This window comes from Seonamhaeicola sp. ABD4_340 (assembly GCF_056312135.1).
Genome location: NZ_CM149981.1, coordinates 2,486,014 through 2,509,218 on the forward strand (window position 1 = coordinate 2,486,014; position 23,205 = coordinate 2,509,218).

15 protein-coding genes are annotated in these 23,205 nt (G+C 32.9%); all 15 read left to right on the forward strand.

Annotated elements, in window-relative coordinates; genetic code table 11:
• Positions 1-7: 7 nt before the first annotated feature.
• The 15 genes from ACYX4H_RS10620 to ACYX4H_RS10690 all read left to right on the forward strand — a co-directional run bounded on the left by ACYX4H_RS10620 (position 8) and on the right by ACYX4H_RS10690 (position 23,104).
• Complete coding sequence (locus ACYX4H_RS10620) at positions 8-1,702, forward strand: hypothetical protein (protein WP_476236223.1); 1,695 nt, start codon at positions 8-10, stop codon at positions 1,700-1,702.
• A gap of 26 nt (positions 1,703-1,728) precedes the next feature.
• Positions 1,729-3,126, forward strand: coding sequence for a glycoside hydrolase family 30 protein (locus ACYX4H_RS10625; protein WP_476236224.1), 1,398 nt, complete (start codon positions 1,729-1,731; stop codon positions 3,124-3,126).
• An 18-nt stretch (positions 3,127-3,144) separates the two neighbouring features.
• Positions 3,145-4,773: a glycoside hydrolase family protein gene (locus ACYX4H_RS10630; RefSeq protein WP_476236225.1), complete on the forward strand. Its 1,629-nt coding sequence runs from the start codon at positions 3,145-3,147 to the stop codon at positions 4,771-4,773.
• Between the two features lie 20 nt (positions 4,774-4,793).
• Positions 4,794-6,311, forward strand: coding sequence for an alpha-L-fucosidase (locus ACYX4H_RS10635; RefSeq protein ID WP_476236226.1), 1,518 nt, complete (start codon positions 4,794-4,796; stop codon positions 6,309-6,311).
• Positions 6,312-6,398: 87 nt separating this feature from the next.
• The gene (locus ACYX4H_RS10640) at positions 6,399-7,292 is read left to right on the forward strand and encodes a family 16 glycosylhydrolase (RefSeq protein WP_476236227.1); all 894 of its coding nucleotides are present in this window, start codon (positions 6,399-6,401) and stop codon (positions 7,290-7,292) included.
• 285 nt (positions 7,293-7,577) lie between these two features.
• On the forward strand, positions 7,578-9,887 hold the full coding sequence (locus ACYX4H_RS10645; RefSeq protein ID WP_476236228.1) for a chondroitinase-B domain-containing protein: 2,310 nt from the start codon (positions 7,578-7,580) through the stop codon (positions 9,885-9,887).
• A 12-nt stretch (positions 9,888-9,899) separates the two neighbouring features.
• On the forward strand, positions 9,900-10,913 hold the full coding sequence (locus ACYX4H_RS10650) for a polysaccharide lyase family 7 protein (protein ID WP_476236229.1): 1,014 nt from the start codon (positions 9,900-9,902) through the stop codon (positions 10,911-10,913).
• Positions 10,914-11,067: 154 nt separating this feature from the next.
• The gene (locus tag ACYX4H_RS10655; protein WP_476236230.1) at positions 11,068-13,338 is read left to right on the forward strand and encodes an alginate lyase family protein; all 2,271 of its coding nucleotides are present in this window, start codon (positions 11,068-11,070) and stop codon (positions 13,336-13,338) included.
• 5 nt (positions 13,339-13,343) lie between these two features.
• Positions 13,344-13,718 carry a cupin domain-containing protein gene (locus ACYX4H_RS10660; protein ID WP_476236231.1) on the forward strand — a complete coding sequence of 125 codons (375 nt, stop codon included), beginning with the start codon at positions 13,344-13,346 and terminating at the stop codon, positions 13,716-13,718.
• A 412-nt stretch (positions 13,719-14,130) separates the two neighbouring features.
• Entirely contained in the window at positions 14,131-17,214 is a 3,084-nt protein-coding gene (locus tag ACYX4H_RS10665; protein WP_475294066.1) for a SusC/RagA family TonB-linked outer membrane protein, read from the forward strand.
• Between the two features lie 19 nt (positions 17,215-17,233).
• Positions 17,234-18,718 carry a RagB/SusD family nutrient uptake outer membrane protein gene (locus ACYX4H_RS10670; RefSeq protein ID WP_476236233.1) on the forward strand — a complete coding sequence of 495 codons (1,485 nt, stop codon included), beginning with the start codon at positions 17,234-17,236 and terminating at the stop codon, positions 18,716-18,718.
• 20 nt (positions 18,719-18,738) lie between these two features.
• A complete protein-coding gene (locus tag ACYX4H_RS10675; protein WP_476236235.1) occupies positions 18,739-19,686 on the forward strand; it encodes a PKD domain-containing protein in 948 nt (315 codons plus the stop codon).
• 37 nt (positions 19,687-19,723) lie between these two features.
• Positions 19,724-21,214: a hypothetical protein gene (locus tag ACYX4H_RS10680; protein ID WP_476236237.1), complete on the forward strand. Its 1,491-nt coding sequence runs from the start codon at positions 19,724-19,726 to the stop codon at positions 21,212-21,214.
• A gap of 15 nt (positions 21,215-21,229) precedes the next feature.
• Positions 21,230-22,150, forward strand: coding sequence for a polysaccharide lyase family 7 protein (locus tag ACYX4H_RS10685; RefSeq protein WP_476236239.1), 921 nt, complete (start codon positions 21,230-21,232; stop codon positions 22,148-22,150).
• 45 nt (positions 22,151-22,195) lie between these two features.
• Positions 22,196-23,104, forward strand: coding sequence for a polysaccharide lyase family 7 protein (locus ACYX4H_RS10690; RefSeq protein ID WP_476236241.1), 909 nt, complete (start codon positions 22,196-22,198; stop codon positions 23,102-23,104).
• Positions 23,105-23,205: the final 101 nt, after the last annotated feature.

A 23,205-nucleotide genomic window follows, 5' to 3' on the forward strand; every position in this document is an offset into this window, starting at 1 on the left:
CCTAACAATGAAAAGAACAGCAATTTTATACATCCTATTAATTGGGCAATTATTCTCTTTAAATGCTCAGGAAATTGAAACTTTACCTAGGTATCCTATTCTTACCAATATGGTGCATCATAATCCTGGTGAACCTCGGTTTATTACAAAATATAATAACCCGGAATACATAAAAAAAATAGGTTATAAAGCGCAGGCTCCAAAAATAGAAATTCAATGCGCTTTAACCTATGATGATTGGCAAGAAGGCATTGTTCCTAAAAAAAGTCAAGAGCGCGCTTGGATTGAAAGGCATGGTGCCAGAATCAATAGATTAATTGACTTGCAGAAAGAAGCAGGCCTTGAAGTATATCCGTTTACAGATGTATTGGTAGTGCCTAAATCTATCATGGAAACCTATGGCGAAGAGATGAAAAAAGATGGGAAATTATCCATCCATCAAGCCAGAACTCAAGAAATTTTAAAAGCTCAAATTGCTGAAATATTTGAAAGATTTCCGAAGATAGATGGATTAACCATTCGTTTTGGAGAAACGTATTTGCATGATACACCTTTTCACCAAGGAACCAGACCGGTTTATGCGCCAGAAGACCACATAAAATTCATTAATATTCTAAAAGATGAAGTCTGCGTAAAAAGAAACAAAAAGCTGTTCTACAGAACTTGGGACTGGGGAAAAGTAAAAAGAAAATTCCACCTAATTCCGGAAGTGTATTTAGAAATCACTAATGCTGTAGAACCGCATCCTAATTTGTTTTTTTCAATAAAACACGTTAATGGAGATTTTTTAAGAAATAACCCTTTTAATAAAACGGTTGGTATTGGTAACCATCAACAAATTGTTGAGGTATCAATGAACCAAGCAGGGATGTACGGAAAAAATGCACATCCATATTACATTGGAAAAGGCGTAATTGAAGGTTGGCCAGAAATGGAAAAGAAAAAAGGAATTCGAGATTTGTACAATAACCCTCAAGTAAAAGGTTTTTATACTTGGACATGGGGTGATGGTTGGTACGGTCCTTACTTTGATAATGAGTTTTGGTTAAATTTAAACAATTATGTGATTAGGGAATATGCTAAAAATCCTCTAAAGACAGAAGAACAGCTTTTTAATACGTATGCTACTAACGTTTTAGAAATGTCTCCTAAGAATATTGAAAAACTTCGTGAGTTATGTTTATTGTCTGTAGATGCGGTATTTAAAGGGCAAGCAACCAGTTTGCAAAAAATGCAACCATGGTGGATTCGTGACCACTTTTTCTCAGCACAAGACATGTCAATTTATGTCAAAAAAGGCTTAGCCGAATCTGTATTGAAAGAGAAAAAGAACAACTTAAAGACATGGTATAAAATGGAAGAAATAGCCAAAACTATTTCATTACCTAATAAAGAAGATGAAGAATTTTTAAAAGTTTCCACTACATACGGACGTATTAAATATGAATTGATTGAATTGATATTTAGAACTCAAATTATGTTTGCGCAAATGGAAACCGGGAAAGCTTTTAACCCTAAAGAAGGAAAACTAATTTTAGAGACATATAACCAAAAATGGAATGAGTGGTATAAATTAAAAAGAGAAAACCCGTGTTGCCCTTCACTTTATGTAGATTATGAAGCCATTCATTGTCAAGGTAACGAGCCGTTTTTAATTTCAATAAAAAAGTTGGAATTACTTTTAGAAAACAACAAAAATTAACTAAATAATATTCAAAATTGAATTATATGAAAACCATAATCCTATTGTTGTCAATTGCTATATCTGGAGTACTTCACGCCCAAAAAGAGCTTAATGTTGAAGTATGGGTAACAAAACTAGAGCGAGGAGAAGCTTCTCCTGTTTTTAAGGTGAATAATGACGATTCTGGTTTAAAAGGAAGTTGGAAGAATAGAATTTTCATCCAGCCAGAAATCACATTTCAAACCATTGAAGGTATTGGTGGTGCATTTAATGAAATAGGAGGAGAGGCCTTATTGTCACTCTCTAAAAATAAGCAAAAAGAATTAATGAACAACTTGTTTTCAAAAGAAGGCGCGGGTTTTAGTTTTTGTAGAACAGCAATAGGTGCTAGTGATTTTGGTATTGATGCTTATAGTTATGCCGTAGTACCAAATGATTATGAAATGAAACATTTTTCCATTGAACGCGATAAAAAATATGTATTGCCTTATTTAAAACAAGCTTTTGCCATTAATCCTGATTTGACCTTGTTTGCGTCACCGTGGAGTCCTCCAGGTTGGATGAAAGAAAGTGGTAAAATGATTGGTTTACAGCCTGAAGGTAACCGTATTAAAGCCGATGCAAAAACATGGGAAGCCTATGCAAAATATTTTGTAAAATATGTGCAGGCTTATGAAAAAGAGGGCGTAAAGGTTGATAGAATTTGTATTCAAAACGAAAATGATGCCGATACAAAATACCCAAGTTGTATTTTTCCTGCTAAAGACATGGTTGCTTTTGCAAATAGTTATATGGCTCCCCAATTCTCAAAAAACAACATCAAAACAAAAATTTTTGCAGGTACTTTTAGAGCTTCAAACAAATCAGATTTAATGGATTTCACCCAGCTAAATGACACACATGGCGTGCAAGGTGTTGGTATTCAATATACCGAAGGAAGAATTTTAGCAGATGCTAGAGAAATGATTCCAAGCCTCAAAATTTTTCATACCGAAGGACATTGTTATAATGGCAAAAATTCATCTGAGCAAGCTAAACATCGTCTAGCTGAAGTGGCGCAGTATATCAATAACGGTAGTACTACCTTTTCGTATTGGAACATGATTTTAAATGAGACCACCAAAAGCGGTTGGGATTGGACGCAAAATTCTTTGGTAAACATCGATCGTCAAAATGGTACGATACAATACAATCCAGATTATAACGCTATGTACATCATTAGTAAATTTATTAAACCTGGTGATGTTAGAATTGTTGCTTTTAACAGGGGAAATCATCATCCAATGATTGCAGTAAAATCTCCTGATGGGCAGATAAAGGTGTTATTACAAAATGAAGCTGAAAAAGATGGTGTTTTTGAATTAGCAGTTGGAGAAGAAATTATAAAAGTCAATGCACCTGCACACGCCATTACAGGGGTAGTTATTAAGAATTTACGATAGAAAGCCAGTTTTTGGTAAATGAATAGAACACTTCCCATTATATTAATAATCATTCTAACCTGCGTTAAGACAACTGCCCAGGATTTGGAAAGAACGCATCCTGAAGCTTGGGAAAATCTCGTTTTTGGAGGTCGTTTTATGGATAGATTTTTACCAATGCCCGACCTTGGAGGTGAAACATTAAACACTTGGGGTGCAAGCAAGGTAGTGCCTAGAGATATATTGAATGGTATTGAAGATTCAGATTGGTCTTATTGGGGTGGTAATATCCGATTGATGGATGATGGTAAGTACCATCTTTTTGTTTGTCGTTGGCCTGAGAATTCGGTAAAAGGACATATGGAATGGCCAAGGTCTCATGTTGTTCACGCCGTTTCGAACAATCAATTTGGTCCGTATAAGGTAATTGATGAAGTGGGGAAAGGACACAACCCAGAGTGGTTCATTAATAAAGATGGAAAATATTTAATTTATATAAGAGGAAAGTACTATGTTTCAGAGACTATAAATGGTCCTTGGGAACATAAAAAGCTAGATTTCAATAAAAGAGATCGTAAAGTTTTAGAATTAATGTCTAACCTAACATTTGCTAAAAGGGAGGATGGCTCTATGATAATGGTTAATAGAGGAGGAGGTGTTTGGGTTAGTAAGGATGGTGTTTCACAATGGAATCAAGTGAGTGATGGAAGTATTTATCCCCCAGTTGAAGGTCGGTTTGAAGACCCTGTAATCTGGAAAACCAATGTGCAGTATCATCTTATTGTTAACGATTGGTTGGGTAGAATCGCCTGGTATATGCGTTCAAAAGACGGTATTCATTGGAAGACAGATACTGGTGAAGCGTACATGCCTGGAATTGCTAAACATACAGACGGGACCAAAGAAGATTGGTATAAATATGAGCGTATAAAAGTGCTTCAGGATGAATATGGGAGAGCTGTTCAGGCTAATTTTGCAGTAATCGATACCTTAAAAAGACAGGATTTAGCTAACGATAATCATAGTTCTAAAAACATCACTATACCTCTTACAGTGGGTAAACTTATTTCAATTGAGAATAAAAAACCAATAGATACTAAAACTAGAAAGATTGTAGTTAAAATAAAAGCAGAAAAAGGTTTCAACCCCAATAAAGATATAGATTTTGAGTCTTTACGATTCGGAGCTTCTGAGGAAGTAAACTTTGGAAGAGGGGCAAAAGTAAAATCAATAAAGGCGAAAGGACAAGGTGTTATTATCACTTTTGAAGGTAAAGGTAACGGGATTACCGATGACAATTTTGTAGCCAAAATGTTGGGTAAGGATAAAAAAGGAAATCTGTTATTTGGATATGCCCGATTACCCGGAGTCAATTATATGGAATCATTTCTTTCTCCATTAAAACCTAAGATTTTATTCGACCAGAAAAAGATAGAAATAGAAGTTCAAAATTTTGGCCAAGTACGATCTGTAGAGGGTAAACTAAGTCTTTGTATTGATAATAATGGAAAGGAAATCGAAATAGGAAAGGCAACAATTCCTGAGCTAAACCCATTTGAAAAAGCAACAATTGTAATATCAAATCTGAACAAAATTCTAGGCTCAAAAGATCACAATTATGTTATAGTAATCAACGATGCTAAAAGAAGTAAGTTTTCAATAGAATAAAAGTTAAAACAAAAATTATAATGAAACTAGCCAAATTTTTTACACTGTTAATTTTAGTTTGCTTTTCATGTAAGGAAGAGCAAAACCTAACTCAAACAAAAGTGGTTCTTTATGAGCCAACATTTGAATCACTTTCAAAACACGGTGCAGCACCAGAATGGTTTGCAGATGCCAAATTAGGAATGTACTTTCATTGGGGGCCATATAGTGTTCCTGCTTTTGGTAGTGCGTGGTATCCGCATAATATGTACAAAGACAATAATAAAGTGCGTAAACATCACGAAAAAACCTACGGTAGTATTCATGAATTTGGTTATGAAGATTTTATACCCATGTTTAAAGCCTCACAATTTAATCCAGATGATTGGGCAGAATTATTCAAACAAACAGGTGCTAAATTTGCAGGACCAGTAGCCCAACATCATGATGGTTTTGCCATGTGGGATAGTGAAGTAAACCCTTGGAATGCTGCCGATATGGGTCCAAAGCGCGATATTTTAGGTGATATTTTTAAATCTTTAAAAAGTAAAGGTTTAAAAACTATAGCAACATTTCATCATGCCCGTAATGGACAAAGAAATAAAGATAAACCAGATATGTGGAAAATAGCCTATGATAGTCATTACCCATATCATCCAGATTTACCAACAGCAACAACAGATCCCAAATTGCGTAAACTATTTGGTAATTTTGAAACTATACAGGAGTTCAATCAGTATTGGCTAGACCAAGTGAATGAGGTTGTAGATAAATATAGTCCAGATATTTTATGGTACGACTCATGGTTAAATTTAATTCCAGAAGAAAAACGTAATCAAATGGCTGCCCACCATTTTAATAACGGTTTAAAGCATAACAAAGAAGTTATGTTGGCTCATAAACAAGAAGATTTACCCTTAGAATATAGTGTTTTAGATTATGAACAGGGAGGAAGAAGAGACTCATGGCCAACACCATGGATGACCGATATTACCCTTGGAAAAAGCCGTTGGATGTATGTAGAAGGCCACCCATATAAAAACGCCAGCTTAGTAATAAGAAACATGATTGATGTGTGGAGTAAAAACGGCATAGTTTTATTAAATGTTTCACCAACTGCCGATGGTGTAATAAATAAAGAACAAAGAGATGTATTAAAAGAAATAGGTAATTGGATGAAAATTCATGGCGAAGCTGTTTACGGCACACGGCCGCATACCATTTTTGGTTATGGAACTGCCAGTGCTGGCGATGGACACCACGGTGGGCAATCTGCAACAGTTAATTACACCGCAAATGATGTACGTTTCACAGTAGCTAAAGATAAGAAGGCTATGTATGTGTTCTTCTTAGGAAAACCAGAGGCAGGTAAACGCATATCAATGCGCTCAATAGGAGGCTATCACCGTAATATACCTCCTTCAAAAATTAAAAAAATTAGTCTTTTAGGTTCTAATGTTAATGTTGAATGGCAGTTAACCTCTGGCGATTTCTTTTTAACAATGCCAAATAAAGATTTAAATGAAATGGCTACCGTTTTTAAGTTTCATTTAGAATAATGGTAAGTAAAATACGCTAATTGCACATTTGTTATTTTAAGTAAAACATTTGTTGTTAAATATTATAAGGTATTTAAATAATTTTGAATGAAACATTTAATAAACAACATGAAATTATTTAAACACTTTGCATTACTAGCATTACTTTTTTTTATAACATCAATTAATGCACAAAAAGCACCTTATTTTTTAAAAGGAGAAGACCCTAAACCAAACGTTGGAAAATGGAAATTAGTAAAAAATATGTCTGATGAATTCAACGGTAAAAAAGTTGATGAAAAAAAATGGCAAATTTCTGGTCAAGGTTGGATTGGTAGAGCTCCTGGTTTATTTCAAGCTGAAAATATAAAAGTTAAAAATGGCAAGCTTCAAATTACAACAAAAAAACTTGCTAAACCCATTGTAAAAAACGGAAAAACATTTACACACGGTGGTGGTTATGTTGGTTCTTATGAAGGGACAACTTATGGTTATTTTGAATGCAGAATGAAAGCTAATAAAACATTTATGTCTTCTACATTTTGGTTAATAAATGAAGGACGAGATAATAAAGGTTGCGATAAAAGAACCACAGAATTAGATATTCAAGAATGCGTAGGTGAAATAGTAAATGATGCTGCTTGGATGAAAGATTTTGATCAAAAAATGAATTCTAACACCCATAGTAGAAATATACCTGAAGGCTGTGATTTTGAAAAAGGTTCTAACAAAAGTAGTGGTCAAATAGGAGGAAAAGTCTATGATGACTACCACGTTTACGGTGTTTGGTGGAAGAGTAAAGACGAAGTATTATTCTTTTTAGATGGTAAATTAGTGAATAAAGTTACACCACCAGCCCATTATGATATTGCTATGCACTTGCGTATGGTTGTTGAAACATACAATTGGAACCCTGTACCAGCTGATGGTGGTATGAATTACTCAGCCCAAGACCGCACAACAAGTTATGACTGGGTACGCACTTGGAAATTAGTTAATTAAAAAATATATAAAACACTTATAAAAGCACTCTTAATAGAGTGCTTTTTTTGTTTAAAGAAGCGCCTATTAAATGTTTAACATAAAAAGAATTTGGATTTTAAATATTTATTGCTATTTTTGGAAAACCAATCTGGTTTACCAATTTGGTTTTCCAGATATAATAATGAAACTATAGTTTAGTTGATTATATTTTGAATAGTTGTTTAGTTGTTAAAAGAAAGTCTTTCTTTATTGAGGGCTTTCTTTTATTTTAATTTTTAACATGTAAATTAAAACGGTATTATAATGAAGAATTTTGTGTTGTTAGCGTTAAGTATAATTTTGATTTCTTGCACAGAATTAACATCTGTAAAAAATCAAATATTAGTAAAAAACAATTCAGAATTAAATTCAGTAATACAAAAAGCTCAACCAGGAGATATAATTGCTTTAAAAAATGGTACATGGAAAAATGTAGTTATAAATTTTACAGCTAACGGAACAAAAGAAAATCCTATTACCCTAAAAGCAGAAACCCCAGGAAAAGTATTCATTGAAGGTGTTTCAGAATTAAAATTTGGAGGGAACTATTTAATTGTTGATGGTTTGCATTTTAGAAATGGTTACGCGCCATCTGATGCTGTGGTAGAATTTAGATTAAATAAAGAAGCCATTGCTAACCATTGTGTGTTTACAAATTCAGTAATTGAAGATTTTAATAAAATGTCACGTGATGATGCTGATAGATGGGTGCAGTTTTGGGGCAGACATAACACCTTAAGCAATACATACATTGCAGGTAAAACTAACCGTGGGCCAACCATTAGAGTAGATTTAAAAGGGAATGAGCACATAAACAATTACCATCAAATTTTAAATAACCATTTAGGGCCAAGACCACCAAAAGGAGGCGCTAGCGGAGAAACTATTCAAATAGGAGACAGCTACACTTCTATGGCGCCAAGTTACACAATGGTGGCAAACAATTTATTTGAAGAGTGTAATGGCGAGGTTGAAGTTATTTCAAGTAAAACTAATTTTAACGAGTTTAGAAATAATGTGTTTTATAAAAGCGAAGGGTCTTTAGTAACACGCCATGGAAATTATTGTACCATTGATGGTAACTATTTTATTGGCGATGGTGAAAATGAAAATATAGGCGGAATTAGAATTATTAACACAGGCCACTGGGTAACAAACAACTATTTCTATAATTTAAAAGGAAAAAGTTTTAGAAGCCCCTTGGCGGTAATGAACGGTATACCAAAATCGCCACAAAATAGGTATAATCAAGTAACCGATGTGGTTGTGGCTTACAATACGTATGTAAACTGTAAATCGCCATGGCAATTTGGTGTAGGTCAAAATTTAGATCAAGAAGGTGTATTGCCCAAATCTGAAATACGCTCAGCAAAACCTATTAGAACTTTGGTAGCTAACAATGTGTTATACAATGAAGTAGCTGATAAAAATCCAATAGTTGCACATGATAAAATTGATGGTGTAACATTTAAAAATAACGTAATTAATAATCAAGGGGAAGCATTTAAACCTCAAGAAGGGCTTCAAAATATTAGTTTTAAGTTACATGAAGTGGCAGAAAATATAGTGATGCCAATATCAAATTTTAAAGTTGAGCCATTTCATGGTTTTGAGTTTGATAAAATAAATAAAGACCTTTTTGGTAATTTAAGAAGCGAAAAAAATAGCATTGGGGCAGTGGTAAACCCAAATGCTAAAAACCCCTTGATTTTAGATAAAACTAAATATGGCCCAAGCTGGTTTTCAAATGAAATTGAAGAAACTAGAGCAAACACTATTCAGGTAAATAGTGATAACAATTTTCAGGCTAAAATAAACCAAGCTCAGTCAGGTGATGTTATTTTATTAAGTGAAGGCGTTTTTAATATCAATAAACCTCTTGATGTTTTAAAAAACATAATAATAAAAGGAGCAAGTGCTTCAAAAACAATTATAAATTATACAGGTGCACCAAATACGCCATTATTTCAATTACAACCTAAAGGCTTTTTAACATTAGAAAACGTGTCTTTAAAAGGCACTGGAACACAGCAAGCTTTTGCCAGTTTAAAAGAGAATATGTACACGCATTTTGGGTTAACAGTTAAAGATTGTGAAATAAGTAACTTTAATTATGCTTTAAAAGTTTATAAACAAACATTTGCAGAACGTATTACTTTTGAAAACACTTCTATTTCTAACTGTGAAAACGGACTAGAATTATCTGAAGAAACAAACGATAAAGGCGATTATAACACCGAATATTTAACCATAAATAACTGTAAATTTAATAACGTTAAACAAAATGTTATAGATTATTACAGAGGTGGTTATGATGAGTCTACCATTGGCGGAAACCTATTAGTATTTAACAGTACTTTTCAAAATTGCGGAGCTAAAGAACAAAACAAAATTTTACTTAACACAAGAGGTATTGTAAATGTTAACATAAAGGGCAATACCTTTAAAAATAACCCTGTAAAGTTAGTAGCATTACTTTGGGGCGCTAAAAATAACAGCCATTCAAATAATACAATATCAAACTCGGGTAAAATTGTAGTTGAGCAAAATTTGAAGCAAACCTTAATGTATTAAATATTTCAGGTAATGAAAAGAAGTTTTATAGTCATCATTATATTTTGTGCCACAGTAGCTTGTAAAAATAATTCTAAAAACAATTTAGAAACTACAACAGCTTTTGCAGAAGAAAAAAAATACCCAAGTGATGTAATACCTTTTATGGAAAAATGGAAAATTCTTTTAGGTGATGGTACAACTTCAGAAGATTTAGTGAATTTTCACAAAGAAAATTTTTTCTATGTTGAAAATGAAAATAACACAAATTGGGTAGTTTACAAAACACCAAATGCAGGAATAACTTCAAAAAACTCAAGCAATACGAGAACAGAGTTAGGTGAAAAAAAACGTTGGATTCCAGAAGAAGGTGGTAAACTAAAAGGTACTTTAAAAGTGCAACATGTATCAACAACTGGCGATGCTACTGCGCGTTCTTCATACTCGGTAGTAGTTGGTCAAATTCACAGTGATGAAGGGCATGAAAATGAACCTTTAAAAATATATTACAAAAAATTCCCTAATCATGAAAAAGGTTCTGTTTTTTGGAATTATGAAATAAATACAGCAGGAGAAAATGATGGTCGTTGGGATTTTTCAACAGCAGTTTGGGGGCATGATTTTTCGGTGCTTGGTGAAACAGCAAATTCTTATCCAAAAGAACCAAAAGATGGCATTGCTTTAGGTGAAGAATTTACTTATGAGGTTAATGTATATAAAGGTGTAATGTATTTAACCTTTAAAAGTCAAGGTCACAAAACAAAAACATTCACTAAAAACTTATTACAATCAGATTTTGCTGAAGAAACTAATATTCCTCAACAAGTAAGAGATTGGTACTCTACAAAAAGACGTGTTGGAGTAGAGCGAGATAGTGCATATGCTGGCGAAAAACAATTTTTTAAACAAGGTGCTTATAATCAAGCAAATCCAAAATCTACAAAATCTAAAACCTATAATGGCAATATAGATAAGCAATATGCTAATGGTAGTTATGCTGAAGTGTGGTTTAAAGAAGGAACTATAGGAGAGGCAACAAAGCCTTAATGTTAGCTGGAAACAATATGTTATTTCTGTTAGAAATGTATTAGAAAGCTTCAATAAAAAAATAATTAACGGTGTTAAGCACAAGAAAAAATTATTCAATAAAAAGCGGAGTTGATTAATTTGTTTAATACCGTTTAAATTACTCAAAATCTTTATGCAAAAAAGTCTAAAAAAAATAGGTGTAGTTCTTTTATTAAATATTGTAATATTTTCGTGTAAAGAACCCGTAAAAAAACTAATTAACACAACAAAAGTTTCTAAACACCCTAGTATTATTTTAACAAAAAACGGTGTTGAATCAATACAGCAGCATTTAGGTAATATACCTATGTTTGATGCTTCGTTAAAAGAAACTCAAAACGAGGTTGATGCCCAAATTAAAAAAGGCATAGATTTACCAATTCCTAAAGACTATTCTGGTGGTTACACCCACGAAACACACAAAAAAAACTATTTAACGGCGCAAAAAGCAGGGGTGTTATTCCAAATTTTAAATGAAGAAAAATATGGTAATTATGTAAAAAACATGTTGTTAGGATACGCAAAAATGTATCCAACATTACCAAAACATCCGCAACCACGCAGTTATGCTCGTGGTAAGCTTTTTTGGCAGTGTTTAAATGATTCTAATTGGCTAGTGTACATGAGTCAAGCTTATGATTGTATTTATAATTTTTTAACAGAAGAAGAAAGAAACACACTAGAAAACAATTTATTTAAACCCTTTGCTAATTATATTTCAAAAGAAAATCCGCAGTTTTTCAATCGCGTACATAACCATAGTACATGGGGTAATGTGGCAGTTGGTATGATTGCTTTAGTAATGGATGATGATAGTTTATTACAGCGTGCATTATACGGTTTAAAAGATGTAAATATTGATAAAAACTTGAAAGATAATGATGGTGGTTATATAAACAGAAATGGTAAAGTTGGTTTTTTTGCTAATTTAGATGAGCCATTTTCGCCAGATGGTTATTACACCGAAGGCCCATACTATCAGCGTTATGCATCTTACCCGTTTTTAATATTTGCCCAAGCACTTCAAAATAAAAAACCAAGTTTAAAAGTGTTTCAGTATAAGGATAGTGTACTTATAAAAAGTGTTTCGGCATTAATTAATTTATCAAATGCCAAAGGTGATTTTTTCTTATTAAATGACGCACAAAAAGGCATGTCTTATCATGCAAGATCATTAGTGTCTGCTGTAGATATTGCATATCATTTTGGAGGCAACAACCCAGAGCTTTTAAGCATTGCCCAAAAACAAAATATGGTAAGTTTAGATGATGCAGGATTAGCTGTTGCTTTGGCAATTAAGCATGGAAAAACCAAAGCGTTTAATAAAAAATCAATTGAATTATCTGATGGCCCTGAAGGAAAACAAGGTGCTGTTGGGGTTTTAAGAAGTGAAGCTTTAGAGGTAGTTTTTAAATATACAGCACATGGTTTAAGTCATGGGCATTATGATAAACTATCGTTTGCATTATTTGATGAAGGTGATGAGGTTGTGCAAGATTACGGATTAGCACGTTATGTAAATATTGAGCAAAAAGGCGGTGGAAACTATTTAAAAGAGAACAAAACATTTGCAAAACAAACTATTGCTCACAATACTTTGGTGCAAAATGAAACATCGCACTTTAATGGTAAATATGATATTGGTAGCAAGCATCATTCAGAAAAATACCTTTTTAATGTAGATAATGAAAATGTACAGGTTGCTAGTGCTAAAGAAAATAACGCTTACCCAGGTACAGAACTGCACCGCACCATTGTTACTATAAAAGATGAAGATTATAAAAATCCGTTTGTTTTAGATATTATGCGGGTTACATCAAAAACTTCAAATAACTACGATTTGCCATTTTATTATTTAGGGCACATAATGCAAACAAGCTTTAAATATTCTAAGTTAAAAACACCAGTAGTATTAGGCTGTAAAAATGGTTATCAACATCTGTATAAAGAAGCATCAGCTGTTTCAACTGGAGAAAACATAAAGCTTAATTGGTTAAATAACAACAAGTTTTATACATATACAGCGGCAACTTCAAATAATGACACTATTATTTTAGCACGTATTGGTGCTAATGATCCTGAGTATAATTTAAGGCAAGAGCCTGCATTAATTTTAAGAAAAAAAGACACCAAAAACGCCTTATTTGTTTCAGTATTAGAATCACACGGAACCTACAGCCCGGTTTCAGAATTTGCTGTTAATGCTTATAGTAATATTAAAAAAATAGAAACGGTATATAATTCAAAAACATATACAGCGGTAGGTATAGAGACTACAAGCAATAAAAAATATTTATTCATTATTGCTAATGAAAATGCAAATAAGCTTAATACACACAATCTTTCTATAGAAGGTAAAACATTTTCGTGGAATGGAGCGTATACATTAATTAACTTAAAATAAATAGAATGAAACGATTTAGTGAAAAGTACATTATAACCAAAAACATAGAATGGGAAGCACTAGGAGGCGGTGTTTCTAGAAAATTTTTGGGTTATGATAACCAAATAATGATGGTTAAAGTGAAGTTTGAAAAAGGAGCCTTAGGTTCTCCACATAAACACTTTCACACACAAGCAACGTATTGTGTATCAGGTAAATTTGAATTTGAAATTGATGGCGTTAAACAAATTGTTGAAGCTGGTGATGGTGTATATATTGAGCCTAATTTATTACACAGTGCAGTTTGTTTAGAAGAAGGGGTTTTAATAGATACTTTTAGCCCTGTTAGAGAAGATTTTTTAAGTGGCAATGGTGTGTCTTACTTTGGAGATAAAAAATAATTATAAAGCCATTACAAACCAGCATTTTAAAAAACATAAATACTTGATGTAAAATTTGAAATTTAGTTTGTTTTAACAAAAAAATAACATATATTTGGAAAACCAATCTGGTTTACCAATTTGGAAAACCAAAAAAACAAATCTAAACTAAATGTATAACTCTTCTAAAAACATCAATTTATTTATGAAAAAAAAATAAAAAAAAAGGACAGGTGCACGCCTATCCTTTTTAAATCATTACTTCTTTTCGGAGGGAAGTAAATTACACACAAATGCTAAGCAAATTATGTGTTTACAAAATTACTAAAAAAAGTTAAACAGTATGAGCTAAAGTGTTAGTGTTAATTGATTAAAAGTGTAATAGTGTTAAAAAAAGCTATTCACAACAAAAATTAAACTAAAAAGACAAATTATGAATTTAAAAATTAAGCTAACTCTTATTGCAGCATTGTTTTTTAATGCTGTATTATTTGCACAAGGCGAAATTAATATTTCGGGCACAGTTGTCTCTGCAGCCGATAATATTCCAATTGCCGGTGTAAATGTTATTGTTGTTGGTACTACAAACGGAACCACTACAGATTTTGATGGTAATTTTCAAATTAAAGTAAAAAAAGGAGCTGCAATACAGTTTTCTTATGTTGGTTTTGTAGCCCAAACGCGTATTGTGGGAGATCAATCTGTTTTCAATATATCATTAGCTGAAGATGTTTCAGCTCTAGATGAGGTTGTTGTAATTGGATACGGAACTCAAAAGAAATCACATTTAACAGGAGCTATTTCTAAAGTTGTAAATGAAGACTTAGGGCAAATTGCTGTTGCAAGGGTAGATGATGCTTTAGTTGGCCAGGTATCTGGTGTAAACATTCAGGCTAGTTCTGCAGAGGCAGGAGCTGCACCAACAATAACCATTAGAGGTTTTGGATCTATTACGGCCGACTCTGGTCCTGCAGTTGTGGTTGATGGAGTTATAGTAGACTCAAGTTTTCTTGGAAATTTAGATATGAATGATGTAGAATCTTTTGAAATTTTAAAAGATGCAGCATCTGCAGCTATTTATGGTAGTGAAGGTTCTAACGGGGTAATTTTAATTACTACAAAAACAGGAAAAGAAGGGAAAACAAAATTCTCTTATGATACGTATGTAGGTTACAAACAAGCTTTTGGAAGCGATGATTATAAGAAAAGTGTTGCAGATTGGGCAGCTAGAGAGTTAGCTGCAACCGGAGAACTTTCTGAGCAAACACAATACGCACAAAAGTTAGTTGAAGTTACTGGTATTGATAGAGATTGGCAAGATGTTTTCTTTAATGGAGGCTTCATTCAAAGTCATTCATTATCAGCTAGTGGTGGTACAGATAAAACAAAGTTTACAACATCTTTAAGATATCTTCATGATGAAGGTGTTGTAATTACAGATGATTTTAAATTATACACAGCAAAACTTAAATTAGATAGTAAATTAGGTAAAAAATTTAAGTTTGGGTTAAGTGCTACGCCCTCTTATTCTAAAAGAAGAGCATTACCAACATCGGTTCACAACCCTATAAGGCAATCACCTTGGTTACCAATATATCATACAGAAGAAACTTTACAATTTATAAATAGAGATGCGTATCCTGATGTTGGAGTGGGCGATTATTTTTATGAAAATCATTTAGTTGAGTTAGATTTAGATGGCAATGGAAGTGATAGTAGACCTCGTACCTCAGGTGATGCTAACCCTTACGCACAATATGTTGAAAGAGAACACTATGAGTTTAATACTAAACTTTTAGGTAACACCTATTTACAATACGAAATTACTGATGGTCTTTTAGCTAAAACATCTTTAGGTGTTACTTTAGAGCAGCGCAAAAGAACAAGATGGGATGGCACAAAACATCATGCATCAGGAAATAGTAGAGCGCAGTATTTACTACAAAATAGGTTTAGTACAAGGTTAATTTCAGATAACACCTTATCGTACAATAAACAATTTGGTAAACATGAAATTAGTGCTTTAGCAGGTTTCACAATTCAAAACAGAAGAGCAGAATTTAGTCAATTAACAGGTACAGGATACACCAATGATTTACTTAAAAATTTACAAGGTGCTACTACTGTTGTTGCAGATGGAGAATACACAACTGTTCAAAACAAAATAGGTTATTTCGGTAGACTTTCTTATGTTTTTGCAAATAAATACTTAATAAATGCATCGTTCAGGCGAGATGGGAGTTCAGTCTTTGGTAGAGATACTAAATGGGGTAATTTCCCAGCAGCTTCTTTAGGTTGGAATGTACATAACGAAGATTTTTTAAGTGAAAGTGATGTTTTAAGTAAATTAAAACTTAGAATTAGTTATGGTCTTACAGGTACTGAAAGATTTAGTGTTGGTAATGATTTAATTAATTCATGGCCTTATTTAGCACAGTTAAATAATACTAATGCCATTGTTAATGGCGGAATAACTACAGGGTTTTCGCCAACAAATATTGCTAATCAATTATTACAATGGGAAGCTTCAGAAGAGTTTAACCCAGGTATAGATTTTGGATTTTTAAGAAATAGAATTTCAGGGTCATTAGATTACTATGTTAGAACTAGTGATAATTTATTACTAAACACTCCGGTATCATATATAACCGGTTTTAATACAGGTATAGCTAATTTAGGTAAAGTAGAAAACAGCGGATGGGAATTAGAATTAAGAACCAAAAACATAGCTAATGAAAACTTTACATGGAATACCACGGTAATAGCTTCTACAAATAAAAATGAATTACTTGATTTTGGTGAGTCTAATGGTGCTTTAACTGAAGACGGATGGGGAAGAAACTCACAATGGATTAATTCTGTTGGTAACCCAATTTCATCTTTTTATGGTTATGTAGTAGATAAAGAATTAGCCAATGAATATTGGGATTCACCATGGATACCAATAAACGGTGTGTCTGAAGATGTTATTGTAAAAGATTTAAATGGAGATGGTTTAATTACTGATGATGATAAAACAATTATTGGTGATCCTTATCCAGAAATTGTTTGGAGTGTTACTAACGATTTTAAATATAAAAACTTCGACTTTTCTTTCATGATTCAAGGTAGTCAAGGTGCCGAAGTTAAAAACATAGGAGACCAATATTTCTTTACACATTGGCAAGGTGCAACTTCAGATGAACAAGCCGTTGTTGATGCAGGAATAATACCTGATGCATCATTTCTAAAACCAAGAGTACAAACTAATGATGTTGTAATGAGTGCTGGGTATTTTTCATTAAGAAATGTAAATATAGGTTACACATTACCACAAGATTTTGTAAATAAATTTGGTGTTACTTCATTAAGGCTTTATGCTACAGGTCAAAACTTATTATATATCACTTCTGATGATTATCATGGGTTTAACCCTGAGTTTGTTGATAGTAACAACACACCACAATCTTATGGTGCACAAAGAGCAGGTACGCCATTGTTCCGTACCATGTCATTTGGTTTAAATGTTAATTTTTAATAAAAGAAAACTATTCGTTATGAAATATATAAAATTTTTAATAGTAGCTATAGCAGGGGTTATGTACACCTCTTGTGATAGTGATGAGTTTTTAAATCCACTGCCAGATGGCGCTGTTGTTGCAGATAGTTTTTTCCAATCAGATGAAGATGTGTTGGCAGGTATAATTGGTGTTTATGATGCCGTACAAGGCGTTAATGAAAACACACAATCTAGTTCAATTAGGTATAACAGAGGTGTGCAATTAGAATACTTGTTAACTGAGCACCGTTCAGATAATACTAGAAGTAAAACACTTGAAGGTTCAAGAGCAGATTTTCACAGGTATATAGTTGAACCAGAAAATATTCAATCTGAAGATTACTGGCAATCTATGTATGAAATTATTTTTAGAGCCAATAATGTTTTACAATACGTTAATAATGCCGATGCTGCAAATATTGAAAAATATTCAGCTGAAGCTAAATTTTTAAGAGCCTATGCTTACTTTAACTTAGTAAGGTTATATGGTGCTGTGCCTTTAGTAACAACAGTAGTTGGTGCTGAAGATAAGGAGGCACTTTATACAAGAATTGATGAAGCTACTGTATACCAGCAAATAGTATCAGATTTACAAGAAGGTGTTGCAAATTTAGATAACAAATATAAAGCAAGAGCCTCTAAAGCAGCAGCACAAGCATTGTTAGCTAAAGTTTATTTAACACAACCAACACGTAATTATACAGGGGCAAAGCAACTGTGTGAAGATATTATAGATAGTGGTGAGTTTAGTTTACAAGACAACTTTAGTGATGTGTTTTATAATGAATTGAATAGCGAAATCATTTTTGCAATTCAATACCAATCAGGTAACCCAGATGAAAGTCAAGGTTTTTCAGCAGAGTTTACCTCATATAGTCGTCAAGGAAGGCAAGATGGCCTTAATATTGTAAATACAAACCTTGTTGAAGATTTTATGTCTCACGGAGGAAACAGAGGTGCTGCTTCTTATGCAGCTTTTGGTAGTGAAGCTGATCTTCCAGATGGAGAACTACCTGAAAATGCAGAAGTTATTAAGTTTTTACCAGACGGTTCTGATATTTCAGATAGAAACGTACCTACTTATGGTGAGTCTCCTGCTAATGCAGGTAACGATTGGATTATTTTACGTTATTCAGATGTGTTACTAATGCATGCAGAAGCTATTATGGAAGATAATGATACAAATAATAGCAGTGCTATAGATTCTTACATGGAAGTAAAAACAAGAGCAGGTTTTGATCCTGTAGCTGATCGTCCTTCAGTTTTAACAAAAGATGCTTTATTAGTTGAAAGACGAGTAGAGTTAGCTTTTGAAAACCACCGTTTCTTTGATTTATTAAGATTAGGTGTTGCTCATGAAATATTAGGTGCTCATGCTGATGAAATGGGGTATACTAGTTATAATATTAGAAGGTTACTACTGCCAATTCCGGCAAGAGAAATTAATTTAAGTGATGGTGTTTTAACGCAAAACCCTCAGTAAACTTAAAATTTTAAAACATTATGAAAAATCAATTAAATATTTTTAAAAGTACCATTTCAATGGTGTTTAGCTTATTGCTAATAGTATTGTCGGTTAGTTGTGAAGAAGCTTTCGAGTTTGATTTACCAGAGGCAGGTTCTCAGCCAGATAATGTATTGCCAACAGCAAATTTTACATACATACCAAATGCTGAAAACTTTAAAACCATTGAATTTAATAATTTGTCTACAGAATCTACTAAATTCCTTTGGGACTTTGGTGGAGGAAACACATCAACAGAGAAAGATCCTATACATACATTTCAAGCAGGTGAAGGTGTTTATCAAGTAACATTAACAGCATCAGATGCTAACAATGCAGAAAATACAGTAACTTTAGATGTAGCGGTTGTAGATAAGTTTATTCCAATTCCTGTAACTATTTTAAATGGTGATTTTGATGATAGCCAAAACGATTGGAAATTTTCATCATTCACAGGCGGTACAACAAGTCCTTTTAACTCAAGTTCCGATGGGTCTTTTACAAACTACGACGGTTCAGATAATGGTGCAAAAACTAAAGGAGCAAAATGGACTAAATCAACTTCAGCAGGAGCCTATTTAAGTTCAAATACTAGATATGCATATCAGGCTATTGTAGTATCACCTTCTGATGATGATAGAGAGGTTAAATATATTTTAGAATATGAGTACGCTATAAAAACACCAGCAGAACAAGCAGGTGTAGCACCAGATGGAAACAGAATTATATCTGAAGTTTTAAATGCTCACTTTGAGGATGGTGCAGATGCTGTAGCTAGTTCACCTGTTTCTCAATTTATAGCCGATAAAGCTCTAGGAAAAACATCGCATACAAAAGTACTACAAGAGTTTAAAACCAATGCTAGCGGAGAAATGGCAATAATGTTTTATGCAGTTACCGATGTAGATGTTTATATAGATAATGTTAAAGTATATCCAGCTGAATAATTAGGCTAGTGTTAAACAACAAAAAACAAAGAAAATTATGAATTTATTAAAAAAAGGAATATACGTTTTGTTATTAACTGGCCTTGTGTTTTCTTGTAATGAAGATGATGAAATTACAGCGCCAGCTGAAAGTACCAAAGGCACCGGGCTTACTGAAATTACATTTTCAAGTTTCGATGCTGCCCCAGGACCAGATGCTAATGGTTTAGAAGACGGAACTTTTGTAACAGTTAAACCCATTGCCATTGGAATGTCTTCGTTTGATATCGATTTTGGAGACGGTAGCCCTGTAGTAACTATTGGTGGTTTAGAAACAGCATCACATGATTATTCTAATACAATAGCAGAAGCAGTTTATACCATAACAGTTACTGCAAAATCAGATGAAGGACTACCTAGTGTTACAAAATCTTTAGATTTAACTGTAGAACATCAAATTACAGATGTAGCTTCAGCAGCAGCGGCGCCAACTGTTGGCCTAGAAGAAGTTATAGCCATATACAGTGACGGTATTGAATATAACGGAGCTACCATATCTTACAGATACGAACCTTCAGGATTAGACCTAAAAAACGGAAATGCTCAACAAAGTGAAGCTACCATAGCAGGAAATAAAGTGTTACAATACTCAAGGTTTAGTGAAACAGTAGGCGCATCTATAGCTTTAGATGAAGTGGTAGTTGCAGATGCTTTTGAAACAGGTGTTGCAGCTACACATTTACATTTAGATGTTCACTCAACATTTGCTGTAGGTATTGATAAGTTGAAAATAACTTTGGTAAACGGAGCAACAGAATACACATACAATCAAGACTTAACAGACGGAGAGTGGGTAAGCTTAGATTTAGATTTAGCAACAGATTTCTCTTCGCCAGTTGATCAATTTACTGAAATTAAGTTAGAATTAGCCGAAGGAGGTACAGCCAATGATGCAGCAACGCTTAATGTAGATAATGTATATTTATACAAGCCTGTTACTTCAGTAATTTTAAATGGCGATTTTAATGATAAAACAGACCATTGGAGATTTACAACATTTACTGATGGTACTACAACACCTTTTGGATCAAGTTCTGATGGGTCTTGGACAAATTATGACGGATCAGATAATGGTTCTAAAACAGCAGGAGCTAAATGGACGGCAAGTCAGTCTGGAGGCTATTTACAAAGTTCAGGTTCAAGGTACGCCTACCAAGCACTTCAGCTCATGCCTAACACAAATTATATTTTAGAATATCAATATGCAATAAAAGATGATAGTGGAGATGAACCTATTGGTGGTAGAAGAATTGTAGGTTTAGTTTTAGATGGTCATTATATAGATGGTGCTGATGCTGTGAATGATGTAGATTCTAACTTAGCAAATCATGTAGGAACAATAGCTGAAGGTAAATTTTCAGATTCTAGACGCGAAACAGTAATGCTTCCTTTCACATCAAATGATAGTGGTGAAGTAGCAGTAATGTTCTATGCAGTTACACCGCAAGACGCCTATATAGATAATGTAAAAGTGTATTTACAACCTTAAAAACATCAATTATAAATGAATATCCGAAAAAACATACTATTTACAATTTTAATAGTTTTTATATCTGTAAACGCTACCTGTCAAAATCAGGAAGGTAGCGTTTCAGGTTCGGATGTTAAAATTGAAAAAAAGAAAAAGAAAGCTAAGAAAAAGAGAAAGAAGGTAAGATTACCTAATATAGATTTAAGTCATTGGAAGGTTACATTACCTGTAGCTAATCAAGAAGGTAAACCATTAGAAATAAGTCCGCCAGAAATATTAAATTTTGCAAGTATAGATGTTGCTAAGCCTTACATGTATATTGATTCTACAAAGGGAGCCATTGTATTTCATGCAATGCCAACAGCCTCTAAAACCAGAAACACAAAATTCACAAGATCTGAGTTAAGAGAACAAATGAAACCAGGAGACAATAATGTAAACTGGACATTTGCCGATGGTGCTTATATGTATGGGAAATTAGCCATGGAAGCATCAACAAGAGCATCTAATGGAAAATATCACCGCACTATTATCATGCAAATTCACGGTCGTTTAACAAATGAACAGCGTGATTTAATAGGAGCAGATGATAACAATGCACCACCAATATTAAAAATTTATTGGGATAATGGAAAAATTAGAGTTAAAACCAAAGTTCTTAAAAATTTAAACGCAACCAATACTGAAATTTTACATGAAGATGCATGGGGTAATGATGAAGGCTTCAACTTTAAAGAAGAAGTAGGCTTTAGAAAATTCACATTAGAAGTAAAAGTATCTGAAGGCAAAATGGTAATAGTTTTAAATGGTAATGAGTTTAAGGTTTATGAAAACATTCATATGAAAAAATGGGGTGTTTTTGAAAACTATTTTAAAGCAGGAAATTATTTTCAAACAAGAGATAATGGAGCTTTTTCAAAAGTTAGGTTTTATGAATTAGAAGTAAAGCATTAATAACAAGTTATGAAGTATTTAAATAAAATATATAATGTAAAAACTATGGCAATTTTAGTTTTGTTTTTGGCTTTAGCTTGTTCTAAAAATGATTCTGAAACAGAAAACTTAAATGAAGAGAATCCAATAGATATTATTGACCAAGAAGAAGAAACTAACCAAGATCCTGAACCAGAACAAGAAGAAGCAAATTATATACTACCAAATATAGATTTAAGTAACTGGAAAGTAACACTACCAATAGGTAAACCAACAGAGGTGCATCCACCTGAAATATTAAATTATGCTTCAAACGAAACATTAAAACCATTTTTTTATAATGATTCTATAAATGGCGCATTAGTATTCCATACATATCCAGGTGCATCAACAGCTAATTCATCGTATTCACGTACAGAATTAAGAGAATTAATGAATCCTGAAGATAGGGGTAAAACCAACTGGACATTTAAAGATGGCGGTTACATGAAAGGCAAATTACAAATGGAAGCCATTTCAAAAGATAGTGAAAATAAATACCACAGAACCATTATTATGCAAATTCATGGTAGATTAACAGATGCTCAAAGAGATTTAATTGGTGAAGATGATAACAATGCTCCACCAATGTTAAAAATTTATTGGAACAAAGGCTATGTTAGAGTAAAAACTAAAGTGTTGAAAAATTTAAATGCTACAGATACAGAAATGTTACATACAAGTGCTTGGGGAGATGATGATGGTTTCACTTTTAAAAAATATGTAGGTTTTGATCCTTTTGAATTAGAAGTAAAAGTAGAAGAAGGAAAAATGGAAGTTACTTTAAATAACAATGAAAAAGTTACTTATAATGATGTACACATCCAAAAGTGGGGCATTTTTGAAAATTACTTTAAAGCAGGTAATTATTTAGTAACAAAAGATGAAGGTGCTTATGCAACTTTAAAATATTATCAGCTGCAAGTATCACATTAAAAAACAGTGCAAGTGTTAAAAATAGTAGTAAAACTTATTAATAAAAAAAGATTAAAGGTTATCAACAATTTATAAATTTGCAAATTGGTTAGCCAGTTTAG

What these genes read in the sequence shown, in the direction of transcription:
- ACYX4H_RS10620 (WP_476236223.1), top strand. Translation starts at nt 8, where the DNA reads ATGAAAAGAACAGCAATTTTATACATCCTATTAATTGGGCAATTATTC.
- ACYX4H_RS10625 (WP_476236224.1), top strand. Translation starts at nt 1,729, where the DNA reads ATGAAAACCATAATCCTATTGTTGTCAATTGCTATATCTGGAGTACTT.
- ACYX4H_RS10630 (WP_476236225.1), top strand. Translation starts at nt 3,145, where the DNA reads ATGAATAGAACACTTCCCATTATATTAATAATCATTCTAACCTGCGTT.
- ACYX4H_RS10635 (WP_476236226.1), top strand. Translation starts at nt 4,794, where the DNA reads ATGAAACTAGCCAAATTTTTTACACTGTTAATTTTAGTTTGCTTTTCA.
- ACYX4H_RS10640 (WP_476236227.1), top strand. Translation starts at nt 6,399, where the DNA reads ATGAAACATTTAATAAACAACATGAAATTATTTAAACACTTTGCATTA.
- ACYX4H_RS10645 (WP_476236228.1), top strand. Translation starts at nt 7,578, where the DNA reads ATGAAGAATTTTGTGTTGTTAGCGTTAAGTATAATTTTGATTTCTTGC.
- ACYX4H_RS10650 (WP_476236229.1), top strand. Translation starts at nt 9,900, where the DNA reads ATGAAAAGAAGTTTTATAGTCATCATTATATTTTGTGCCACAGTAGCT.
- ACYX4H_RS10655 (WP_476236230.1), top strand. Translation starts at nt 11,068, where the DNA reads ATGCAAAAAAGTCTAAAAAAAATAGGTGTAGTTCTTTTATTAAATATT.
- ACYX4H_RS10660 (WP_476236231.1), top strand. Translation starts at nt 13,344, where the DNA reads ATGAAACGATTTAGTGAAAAGTACATTATAACCAAAAACATAGAATGG.
- ACYX4H_RS10665 (WP_475294066.1), top strand. Translation starts at nt 14,131, where the DNA reads ATGAATTTAAAAATTAAGCTAACTCTTATTGCAGCATTGTTTTTTAAT.
- ACYX4H_RS10670 (WP_476236233.1), top strand. Translation starts at nt 17,234, where the DNA reads ATGAAATATATAAAATTTTTAATAGTAGCTATAGCAGGGGTTATGTAC.
- ACYX4H_RS10675 (WP_476236235.1), top strand. Translation starts at nt 18,739, where the DNA reads ATGAAAAATCAATTAAATATTTTTAAAAGTACCATTTCAATGGTGTTT.
- ACYX4H_RS10680 (WP_476236237.1), top strand. Translation starts at nt 19,724, where the DNA reads ATGAATTTATTAAAAAAAGGAATATACGTTTTGTTATTAACTGGCCTT.
- ACYX4H_RS10685 (WP_476236239.1), top strand. Translation starts at nt 21,230, where the DNA reads ATGAATATCCGAAAAAACATACTATTTACAATTTTAATAGTTTTTATA.
- ACYX4H_RS10690 (WP_476236241.1), top strand. Translation starts at nt 22,196, where the DNA reads ATGGCAATTTTAGTTTTGTTTTTGGCTTTAGCTTGTTCTAAAAATGAT.